The 11,846-nt window shown below is 41.0% G+C and carries 7 protein-coding genes; 3 read left to right on the forward strand and 4 right to left on the reverse strand.

The window, feature by feature from the left end; genetic code table 11:
* Positions 1-32: 32 nt before the first annotated feature.
* Entirely contained in the window at positions 33-2,798 is a 2,766-nt protein-coding gene (locus MKL36_RS09280) for a M1 family metallopeptidase (RefSeq protein WP_021510999.1), read from the reverse strand.
* A 13-nt stretch (positions 2,799-2,811) separates the two neighbouring features.
* Entirely contained in the window at positions 2,812-5,544 is a 2,733-nt protein-coding gene (locus MKL36_RS09285; RefSeq protein WP_021511000.1) for a TonB-dependent receptor plug domain-containing protein, read from the reverse strand.
* Positions 5,545-5,899: 355 nt separating this feature from the next.
* Between MKL36_RS09285 and trpD the strand changes: the two genes are divergently transcribed.
* Genes trpD through MKL36_RS09300 form a run of 3 tightly spaced genes read left to right on the forward strand, consistent with a single transcriptional unit; the run spans position 5,900 to position 8,470 of the window.
* Entirely contained in the window at positions 5,900-6,949 is a 1,050-nt protein-coding gene (gene trpD / locus MKL36_RS09290; protein WP_001982145.1) for an anthranilate phosphoribosyltransferase, read from the forward strand.
* Positions 6,950-6,958: 9 nt separating this feature from the next.
* Positions 6,959-7,765 carry an indole-3-glycerol phosphate synthase TrpC gene (trpC, locus tag MKL36_RS09295; protein ID WP_021511001.1) on the forward strand — a complete coding sequence of 269 codons (807 nt, stop codon included), beginning with the start codon at positions 6,959-6,961 and terminating at the stop codon, positions 7,763-7,765.
* A gap of 9 nt (positions 7,766-7,774) precedes the next feature.
* Entirely contained in the window at positions 7,775-8,470 is a 696-nt protein-coding gene (locus tag MKL36_RS09300; protein ID WP_000066121.1) for a Smr/MutS family protein, read from the forward strand.
* A gap of 10 nt (positions 8,471-8,480) precedes the next feature.
* Here the strand turns inward: MKL36_RS09300 and xdhC are convergent, their stop codons facing one another.
* Together xdhC and xdhB are read right to left on the reverse strand one after the other, a co-directional pair.
* Positions 8,481-9,464: a xanthine dehydrogenase accessory protein XdhC gene (gene xdhC, locus MKL36_RS09305; RefSeq protein ID WP_021511002.1), complete on the reverse strand. Its 984-nt coding sequence runs from the start codon at positions 9,462-9,464 to the stop codon at positions 8,481-8,483.
* 6 nt (positions 9,465-9,470) lie between these two features.
* Positions 9,471-11,846 carry a xanthine dehydrogenase molybdopterin binding subunit gene (gene xdhB, locus MKL36_RS09310; protein WP_021511003.1) on the reverse strand — a complete coding sequence of 792 codons (2,376 nt, stop codon included), beginning with the start codon at positions 11,844-11,846 and terminating at the stop codon, positions 9,471-9,473.

Genomic DNA, 11,846 nt, shown 5'->3' on the forward strand with positions numbered 1-11,846 from the left:
CGATCAGTTGGCTTTTTTCATGGCTGAATCAATTACAACTTTAACTGTTGCACAATCGATCCATCTTGTTTTGCCACCAAAGATTCGCAGAGTTGAATACGCTCTTTAGTCTGTTTCAATCCTCTTTCTACCCCGACCAACTCTTTAGTTCGTGGTGCAAAAAAGTCATTTAACTGTGCCGCTTGTTGTTGGGTACATGCTGCCCCACTAAACATTGCAGGGAAACGCCCAGCTGAAGATTTACCTAAACGATCAAACACGGCGTCATGATTTACTTTAAACCAAGACCATAAGCCTCCTTGTTCATCTCCATAATTATTGATTGAGTTGACCACGGTACGAACCTCACCAACTTTAACACGCGGATTTAAAATCAACTGACGGGCTTGTTGGCGCGTTGCTTCTTGATTTGCTGAACCCAAAGCTGTAAGTATTGCAAGACGTTGTGTCGGTTGAGTCACGCGTTGTAACTCTCCAGACAATCGGTCAAAAGCTGGTTGACCTTTTTCTTGTACACGTACAGCCAAAATAGTTGGCAATAATTCAGGTGTTACTTGCGCAAAATTAAGCTGCTTTTGAGCAAAGAGAGCATCTGACTGTTTTAACAGTTGGGTACGAACTTCAGGAACTTGAATATCTAAAGCAAGAAATCTAACCAACTCACTACGCCATAAACTGTCTTCAGCTGGTTCACCTGTTTTGCTGACATAACCCAACTGATTTAATTTAGGTAAATATAAATTAGCTAAGACTTTTCTAAAATGTTCACGTTCAGCGTCTGTTTTCAATACATGACGATAAATCGTACTTAACTGGGAAAACAGCGCTGTACTAATTTGTCGGCTATTTGAATTGGCAAATTTCTTCGCAGCATCTACGACAGCCAACAAATTAATATCACCGTGGTTAAATGCCGCTGAAATCGCGTAGGCGTAAGCCAACTGTTCAGTATTAGAAAGCTTTTCTGTAGCAGCAGTCAGATGAGTAAACTCTTTTTGAGGCAAACTAAATTGGTAATATCCTGCCGCATCTGCATTTGGTATATACCAACTGCCAAGGCTGGCACCTTTGAGTTCAATCTTTGCTTCTGCTTGGTCTACCAGCTCACACTGGACCTTACTGGCTGCATTTGGAACTTCATAACGTACGCATAATGGTATACCCCATAGACTTCTTGCATCACCTTTTGAGCCCACAGGTAAATAACGGCTTTGCTTCACATTTAAAAAGACTTTATTGCCTTCTTGCTGTAGTGAAGTATTGATTAAAGGTACACCCGGTTGATCAAGGAAACTTTTCATCGCTCTAGTAAAGCGCTCACCTTGTCCAGACTGCTCTGCTAAAGCGCTAATTAAATCATTGGCTGTCGCATTACCATATTGGTGCTTATTAATATAACTGCGCACACCTTGTTTGAATTTTTCTTCACCCAAATAGTTTTCGAACATATTTAAAACAGCTGCACCTTTTTGGTAAGTAATACCATCAAAAGCAGTTTGAATATCGGCATTACTTAAAATAGGCTGGCGAATACGGCGCACACTCACTAAGCTGTCACTTTTCATCGCATCTGCAGTGTCTGTAATACGTTCTAGGTCAGCATTAAATTCGGGATGTAATTTTTGAGTAATTTTACTTTGCATCCATGTGGCAAAAGATTCATTTAGCCACAAATCATCCCACCATGGCATCGTGACGACATCACCAAACCATTGATGCGCCAGCTCATGTGCATTGACATTAAATGAATTCTGTACAAAAAAAACTGGCGAGTCCTTATCTAATAACATCAAGTAGTCTCTAAAAGTAATTAACCCCGGGTTCTCCATTGCCCCAGCAGCAAAGTCTGGTGCTGCAAGTAAGTCGAGCTTGTCAAATGGATAACCAAAGGCAAAATAATCTTCTAAAGTTTTTAAAATGGCTGGCGTTTCAGATAAGGCTTGCTGCATTTTTTCAGCTTTAGCATCGGGCGCAATACCACGTAACTGGATCGGCTGCTTACGCCATGAAGTTGCTCCAATATCAGGTCCTTTTTGTAATTGCCACGGCCCGACAGCCAATGCAAGTAAATATGTTGGTAGTGGTTTGGTTTGTGCAAAACTGAGTGTTTTCCACCCTGACTTCTCTATTTGCTCAGATGTTTGTTGAGTATTGGCAAAACCTGAATATTTGCTTGGAATCGTCAAACGAATATTAAACGGCGTTTTAAAACGTGGTTCATCAAATGATGGGAATGACTGGCGTGCACTAATTGCTTCCATTTGCGTCATCACATAAGGTTTACCCTCAAACTCGATTTTATAAATACCATCGAGCTGCTGGTCGTACGCCGCATTAAAATCTAGAACAAGTTGATACTGTCCTGCGGGCAAAGTCTTGGCAAATTTAATTTTACTCACCCCATCGACCTCGGAGGCTTGCTCATATTTTGCCTTGGTTTTGACGCCCTCTGCCGATGTAATATTCACATCTTTAACCGTTAAAGACTTACCATGAATCCAGATGTGATCTGTGGCTTGAGCCAGTTTTAGATGAATCGTAGTTTTACCGGTATAGCCTTTTTGTGCGGGATCAATCTTAAAATCTAAATCATAAGATTCGGGTACGACCCACTCAGGTAATTTACCAATCGGGATTTGTTCACTGTTATTCGATGCAAAAATCTGTGTAGCCGATAAAGATAATAATGTTGTAAGTAGTAATCTTTTTTTAAATGAAGGCTTGACCAGCATAAGGGGTTTTATCCTCTGTAGTTTTAAATAAAAAGATGCAGCAAATGCTGTACCACTTCGCTGCATCCATACATCATTCTTAGAATTTATAGTTAAACTCCAACCAACCTTGACGGCCAAATGGTGAATATGATCCTATCGGATAATACGGCCAACCGCCTGTGTCATCTCGTTTCACTTTGTCAAACAAGTTATTGATAATGATTGAAGCAGAAGCTTTTGGAGAGATTTGATAAGTACCACTCCAGTTCACCAAATACGTTGGACTTAGGTAAGCAGTTTGGTCGCCGTTTGGAATTTTGCCATAACGATTAACTAATACTGTTGATGCCCAATCACCAAAGCTCCAGCTGAGACTGGTATTAAAACGGTCACGCCAATCCAGACTACTTAAATCTTTTAAATAGTCATCTTTCTCGTGATCTTTTGATTGTTGATATTCATGTTCTAGTACACGACTATAATTTACCGTCCAGAGAAAGTTACCAAAGCTGTCTGTTTTCCAGCGCCATCTGCTAGTGAAATCAATCCCGCGGGTATGGTCTGATGCTGCATTAATCGGAACGATATTAATATTCTTAATTACATTTGGATCGACAACTGCATTTGCAGGGTTACGCTCTACACGTGCCAAAGCATCAATACAGGCCGCAGAGTTAATATCTTGGTTGCCTAAACGACAATCTGCTTCTAAACGTAGAATTTTGTCATCACTCAAATTTCTCACAAGATTATCAATTTTGATATCCCAGTAATCGACGCTAATGTCAAACTTATTGGTTGGCGACCAAACAAAACCTGCACCATAAGATTTACCCTCTTCAGGTTTAAGCTCTTTGTTTCCGGTTAAAGTGTAGTTCGCCCCAGGTGCATAATCTTTAAAGGTACATTTATCTAAAGATTGTCCCGTTTGGCTACAACGTAAATAATCGGTGGTCTTTTCGAAATAACCTTTTTGTTTATTTAAAAACAGATAGTTCATATCTGGTGCACGAAAACTAGTTGCATAGTTACCGCGCACCAATAAAGTCGGATGTGGCCTAAACTCAAGGCCTGAACCGAAAGTTAGCTTATCAATACTGTTATCTGACAAAGCATAACGGTCATAACGTCCGGACAAGGTTAAATTTAAGGGCTTTGCTAAAGGTAAGAATAATTCGGCACCAAGTGCTTGGCGTGTACGAGTACCACTATATTCTCCACTAGAACTCGTATTATAAAACTCACCATTCTCAACTGCCTGATCTGGCTTAATCGAAAAGCCTTGACGCCCAATTTCAGCCACTGCTGCAAGTTTGGCAGTTCCCGCAGGTAACTTAAACACATCACCATTCGCACTTAAGGTTAAACTTTGTGCCCACGATTTATCTTTTTCTTTTGTTGTACCCGAAATACTTTCAAATTCACTTGCTGTTAGTGGTCGACTTAAACGATCTAAGTGAGGTGAATAAATAGGAATACCATCTGCATCTGTACCAAGTTGCTGACCTAAGAAATATTCATCAACATTCGAACGTAATAAGCCTTGGCGGTTTAGCTGACTAGTATAAATGGAACCATTATAGGCTGCTTCATAACTCCAGCTCGTCTCTCCAATATCGCCTCGAATTCCAAAATTTAAGTTAGAAGAAATTTCTTTCCATTTTTTATTTATTCGTTCTACCCCACCTAATTCTTCAGGTGCAAAACGACGATTCCAAATTTCATAATTTCCCGAATCTTGATTTAGGAAATAACCACTCGTTGCAGCTAAAGAAGTCCATATCGGACTACGGGTATTGTTTTCAATTTGGTTAGCACCAATTAAAAAATCGGCAAATAATTGGGTTTTATCATTTAACTCATAATCTAAACCGAGATAACCATTTTGGCTGCGGTTTTGGGTTTGTACCGTCCAATAAGTTGGCCGTGCCAAACCACTGGCACAATTGTCCGCCCCTGCTTGTCCAATATTATTTACTGATCCGTTAAATAAACCATTAAAGGCCTGACATCCACCAATAGAAAGGTATTTACCAGTATCAGCATTTTTACGGCCCACAATCGTGTCTGGTTTTTCTCCCAAACGAGTTCGGCTCTTCATAAAATCCCGATCGGCTGCCCATATCGGTTCACGGCCGCTGAGTTCAATCCCATAAACAAGACTAAGCTTGTCTAAAGTTTTACTGCCACTCAATTGTAAACGTAAGTTTTCACCACCTTTTTTGGTTCCACCTGCCTTAATATTAAATTGAGTACCGTCTGTTTTCTTTTTCAGAATAATATTCACCACGCCTGCAATTGCATCTGAACCATAAATTGCAGAGGCACCACCGTTTAATATTTCAATACGATCAATAATGGCAGTTGGAATATTGGCTAAATTTACGAAATTGACAGAGCCATCATAAGGTACAGGATAGTCTGCAACCCGATGTCCATTAATTAAAGTTAAAGTATGATTAGGTCCTAAGCCTCGTAAGCTAATGGCATTAGCCGCAGGTGTAAAAGTATTTCCATAATCGGCACCTTGCACAAAACCAGTGTTTTGCGTCAGGTTATTGAGTGCATCAAATGCGTTACTAAAACCTTGTTTTTCAATATCGGCTGCGGTAATAACGGTCACACTAGTCGGGCCATCTTTTTGTGCTTTTGAAATTCGAGATCCTGTTACTGCAACACGGACTACTTTATCTGGTTTAGCTTGGTTTTGTGTTTGCTCTACGGTTTCTTGCGCATAGCTTTTTAATGGATGAAACAGTGCAACAAATACAAAAATAAATGAGCGCTTATTTTTTAAAGCCCCTACATATTTCAAGTTATTTAAATACATATTTATTAATAGACAAAATAAAGATCGCCCTACTATATCCACTTTTATTTGGTTGATTTATACACATTTTTTCTAGATATATTGATGTTTAAGATATACCAAATGGTTAATTATTTATCATAAAAACTCACAATAAACTAAAACCTTTTTCAATAAATAAATTCTGTTTATGACTCAACCCCATACCCTAACTGAGCAAAATTTTTAAAACTCTTATCGAACAGCAAAAATCTTTGGTTATTTTCTGCTAACATAGCCCCCTAGCTAGTGAATCATGGAACGCAATAGGCCGAACCTCCCGCACTCGATCAACTTCACCTAAAAATTTTAATCATTAATGCTGTAAATCATGACTATGAATATCCAACAGGCGCTCAACCACATTACCAAGAACATTCATTTGACTCAGCCTCAAATGGAAGAAATTATGCGCAGCATCATGCAAGGTGAGGCAACCGAAGCACAAATTGGTGCTTTAATGATGGGCTTACGCATGAAAGGTGAAAGCATTGACGAAATGACAGCTGCTGCACGTGTCATGCGAGAATTTGCGATCAAAATCGATGTGAGCGATATCAAACATTTAGTTGATATTGTGGGTACTGGTGGTGATGGACAAAATTTATTTAATGTCTCTACAGCATCTAGCTTTGTGATTGCTGCAGCAGGTGCGACCATTGCAAAACATGGTAATCGTGGCGTTTCAAGTAAATCAGGTTCATCAGACCTACTTGAACAAGCAGGTATTCATCTTGATTTAGATATGCAACAAACCGAACGCTGTATCCGCGAAATGGGTGTAGGTTTCTTGTTTGCACCAAACCACCACAAAGCCATGAAATATGCGGCTGGCCCACGTCGTGAACTTGGTATTCGAAGTATTTTTAATTTACTCGGCCCACTGACCAATCCAGCTGGTGTAAAACGCTTTGTGATTGGTGTGTTTTCAGATGAACTGTGCCGCCCAATTGCCGAAGTGATGAAACAACTTGGTGCCGAACATGTCATGGTTGTCCATTCAAAAGATGGTCTTGATGAAATTAGTCTTGCAGCTCCGACAACTATTGCTGAGCTTAAAGACGGTGAAATTACAGAATGGACCCTTAATCCTGAAGATGTCGGGATTGAGTCACAAACATTAAATGGTTTGGTTGTCGCAGATGCAACGGCGAGTCTAAAGCTCATTAAAGATGCTTTAAGCAAAAATAAATCTGATATCGGTGAAAAAGCTGCAAACATGATTGCGCTTAATGCAGGCGCAGGCATTTATGTAGCGGGCATTACCAAGACTTATGCTCAGGCTGTTGCATTCGCTCAAGATATTATTTACGGCGGGCAAGCATTAGAGAAAATGAGTGTTTTAGCTGAATTTACTAAAACATTAAAACAATCTCAGGCAGATTAAGGACTTCTCATGATTAATATTCAAAATACCATTTTAGGTAAAATTGTTGACCGTAAACATGAGGAACTTGCTGCGCGTTTAAAACAACGTAATTTGCAAGACGTAGAAGAGCTTGCAAAAGCAGCGACTCCGGTGCGTGGCTTTGCAAATGCTTTACAACATAAACGTCCGGGCGTGATTGCTGAAATTAAAAAAGCATCTCCATCAAAAGGAATCATTCGCGCAGACTTTAATCCTGCCGAAATTGCTCAGCAATATGAACAAGCTGGAGCAGCGTGTTTATCGGTATTGACCGATGTTGATTTCTTTCAGGGTGCAGATGAAAATATTGCGATTGCCCGTAATCATTGTACCCTACCTGCTTTACGTAAAGACTTTTTGGTCGACCCGTACAATGTAGTTGAAGCACGTGCTTTGCATGCTGACTGTATTTTATTAATTGTTGCTTGTTTGTCTGACCAGCAACTCGAAGAAATGTCTAAAACTGCATTTGAGCATCAACTTGATGTATTGGTTGAAGTTCATGACGAAGAAGAGTTAGAGCGTGCCTTAAAGCTTTCTGAGCAATGTCTATTAGGCGTGAATAACCGCAATTTAAAAACCTTTGATGTAGATTTAAATACTACTATTCGGTTGAAAAAATTACTTCCGGCCTCACGTTTATTGATCACTGAAAGTGGTATTGCGACACCAGATGATGTACGTATGATGCAAGAGCATGATATTCACACTTTCTTGGTTGGCGAAAGTTTTATGAAACAACCACGTCCAGATCAAGCTTTTACTGCCCTTTTTGGACAACCTCAAACGGTTTAATGAAGATATATGAGTAATAAAGATTCATCGCTTTCTAAAGAGCAACAAAAGTTATTGAAGCAATTTAAAAAGCAAATCTCCAATCCTCATTCAAGCAAAATCGCAAATCAGCCTGAGTCTAAAAAATCTCAGGCTGATTCTGAAGAATTGGAAGACACACATCTATTTAAGCAGGCTGTTGCAGGCGTTAAACCCATCAACAATAGTAATATTGCCGATGTAAAAACCCCACGTGCCAAAAAAGTTGATGCACAAACACTGGCGAAACGTGCAGCTGCCGAAGGTGGTCGTGATACCGAACATGCCGAGCTATCAGATACACAAGCTGCTTTAAATCCGGTCGCAAGCCAAGCAACGTTAAGCTATCGCATTGCGACTCTTCAACATAAGGTTTTTGAAGACTTAAAAGCAGGCAAGATGCGTTGGTTTGAAGCTGTAGATTTACACGGCTGTACCATTGAACAAGCACGTGATGCAGTTTTACAAATCATCCAGATGGCAAAAGATGAAAATCAAAATGTCATTAAAATTGTGCATGGTAAAGGCCCAGAAGCGGTCTTAAAAACCTATGTCAACGGATGGCTACGTCAGCATCGTGATGTTTTGGCCTTTGTAAGTGCCCCTGAAAATCAAGGTGGGACAGGTGCAGTTCTCGTGCTGCTTAAACGCGCAGAAAAAAATCCTAAGTTCGAACAAAAAAAATGATCCTTTAGGATCATTTTTTTACATCAAATACCTGTAATAATTGAGCAACTACTGCAATGGCAATCGTTGCAGGTTGTTTCGATGAAATCCCTTCTATCCCGATCGGGCAAACCAAACGTTGCAAAGTTTCCGAAGTATAACCTCGCACCTGCATACGTTTTTCAAAAATAGCCCTTTTACTTTTTGAGCCAATCATCCCAACATAAGCAAATGGTTTTGCCATAGGTTTTAAGGCTGTAAAACACAATTGCAAATCTAATTGATGATCATGAGTTAAAATTAAAATTGCACCTGAACGGTCAAAATGCTCAATCTCAGCTTCTAAGGTATCAGTCGTTAAACATTGCACCTGTTCCAGTAAATCGGATGGGAAAATATCATCACGCGGATCAATCCATTTCACCCTCACACCAATAGGCAATAAACAACGGACAATTGCTTCACCCACATGCCCCGCGCCACAAATCAGCACTTGCATGGTATTTGGTTGAATCTGCTGGCCAAATTGCCATTCTTCACTGCAGCCAGAATGAAACTCGAAACTTGGTTGTTGTTCCATATCCATCGTTTGCCAAGTGGATGCATATTGATGTGAGACATTACGCCATATATGCTTTCCAGTTCGCCATGCTTGCAAACTCCCAGATAAATCCGACGCAATTTCAGCGGGTGATATTTTTTCAAACAATAACCACATTACTCCGCCACAACACTGCCCAAGCCGAGCACTGAGGTTAAAGCGTTCAATACGTCTCACACAAGTTTCCGATTCTTTTAACATTGCTTTAGCAATATCAATCGCCTGAAACTCTAAATGCCCACCACCGATCGTATCTGACTGCTGCCATTGCTGTTGCAAATTAAACCGCAATAACATCGTTGCACCAACCTCTCGTGGCGTAGAACCATCAGCACGGACCACTGTGACCAATACCATAGGCAGAGCATCGACTTGCCACGCTACAAAATCAGTCCACCATTGTAAATGTTGCATAATCTTCTACATTTTAGCCCGTGGGCGAGCAGCCAAAGCTTGTCCCCGTCCAATAGCAATTGCACGTAAAATTTCCTCGGCAGTTGCCGGAGCATTGAGTAGGAGCGGTGCATTTTCTGGAATAGCTGCCTGTACTGCCTGACGAATTGCAGAGAAAACCGATAATGCCAACATAAATGGCGGTTCACCTACCGCTTTAGAGCGATAGATAGTGTCTGCCTGGTTTTGATTATTAAACAGTTTGACATTAAAAATATGAGGAATGTCCACACTGGTCGGGATTTTGTAAGTTGAAGGTGCATGGGTAAACAAACGGCCTGCGTGTGGCCCCTGCGGCTGCCAATACAACTCTTCTGTCGTGAGCCATCCCATCCCTTGCACAAACCCGCCTTCAATTTGTCCAATATCAATTGCAGGGTTAATTGACCGCCCGACGTCATGCAAAATGTCGGCACGTAATACTTTCATTTCCCCAGTTAAGGTATCTATTGCGACCTCACTAACCGCTGCACCATAGGCATAATAGAAAAATGGACGCCCCAAATGGTTGACCTGATCATAGTGAATTTCTGGCGTTTTATAAAAACCACTGTCCCATAGTTGTACACGTGCCATATATGCCCGCTGAACCAAGTCAGGAAATGTCCATGAATAGCCATTGGCTGTTGAAACCATACTATCTTCAAACTGGACTTGGTCAGCTTCACTTTGACTTATTTCGGCTGCAAGTTTAGCCAGACGCTCACGAATTTTAATACAGGCATTTTGAACAGCTTTACCGTTTAGATCTGCGCCACTCGATGCTGCAGTTGCCGAAGTATTGGGCACACGAGAAGTATCGGTTGCAATTAAACGAACGCTATCGATTGGTAAACCCAACTCATGTGCAGCAACCTGCCGTACTTTGGTATATAGCCCCTGTCCCATTTCTGTACCACCGTGTGTAATCGCGACAGTGCCATCCATGTACACATAGACCAGTGCACCTGCCTGATTGTAATGCACGGCGTTAAATGAAATACCGAACATTAATGGTGTTAACGCAATACCACGCTTAATGATGTCATTGTTCTGATTAAAGGCATGAATAGTCTGTCTACGCTTCGCGTAATCACTACTTTGCAATAGTTCGGCTACCAATTTTGGCGCAACATTATCACGGACTTCTGCCCCATAGTGCATACGGTCACGTCCAGCGCCGGGCTGCTCGGCAAAGAAATTGCGCTGACGAATTTCAACTGGATCACAACCTAAATAACGAGCAATATCATCAATAATATTTTCAATGACAAACATACCTTGCGGTCCACCAAAACCACGATATGCCGTATTGGAAACAGTATTAGTTTTACAACGCAAGTTACGTAGCTCAACTGCATTTAGATAATAGGCATTGCCAATATGGCAAATCGCACGTTCATTCACTGGCCCAGAAAGATCAGCCGAAAAACCACAGTTTGAAGCCAGTTGTACCTTTAAGCCTTGCAAAACACCACTGTCATCAAAAGCCACAGACCACTCATAAGCAAAACCGTGACGTTTGCCTGTAGCACTCATGTCATCATCACGATCTAAGCGTAATTTACACGGACGGCCCGTTTTTTGTGCTGCCAAAGAGGCAATACATGCCCACTGCGCTGACTGTGACTCTTTACCACCAAAACCGCCACCCATACGGCGACTTTCCACGCTGACCTGATGCATATTCATGCCTAATGCATGACAAATCAGTAACTGCATTTCGGTTGGATGTTGTGTCGAGCAATAGACTTTTAAGCTCTGATTTTCTTGTGGAATCGCATAGGAAATTTGCCCTTCAAGATAAAAATGCTCTTGCCCACCCAGCTCAAGAGCACCTGAAAGTTGATGTGCTGCGTTTTGAAATGCCTGCTCAACTTCACCATGGCTAAATTCAACAGGCGGCAACACCCACGATTCTTTTTTAATCGCATCTTGAATCGTTAAAATTGGGGTTTCGGGCACATACTCAATTTTTGCTAAGCGAACTGCCTGACGGGCTTGCTGATAACTCTCGGCCACAACCACAAACAAGGCTTGTCCATAAAACTCAACCTGTTCCTCGGCAAAAATTGGATCATCTTTAACAATTGGCCCCCAATTATTTTCAACCTCAATATCTTTTGCAGAAAAAACTGCATGGACACCATCAGCTTGACGTACTGCATCCAAATCAAACTTACTGATTTTGCCTTTGGCACAACTTGAAAATCCAACTGCCAAATGCAGTGTATTTTCAAGCTCGGGTAAATCATCAATATAAGTTGCCTGCCCCGTCACATGTAAATGTGCACTTTCGTGTGGAATCGAGTCGCCTGCTTTAGCTGATTTTTTAGAAATATTTAAGTCAATGGTTTGATTCAT

It is taken from the genome of Acinetobacter sp. AOR12_HL (assembly GCF_027855275.1).
Lineage (GTDB): Bacteria > Pseudomonadota > Gammaproteobacteria > Pseudomonadales > Moraxellaceae > Acinetobacter > Acinetobacter baumannii.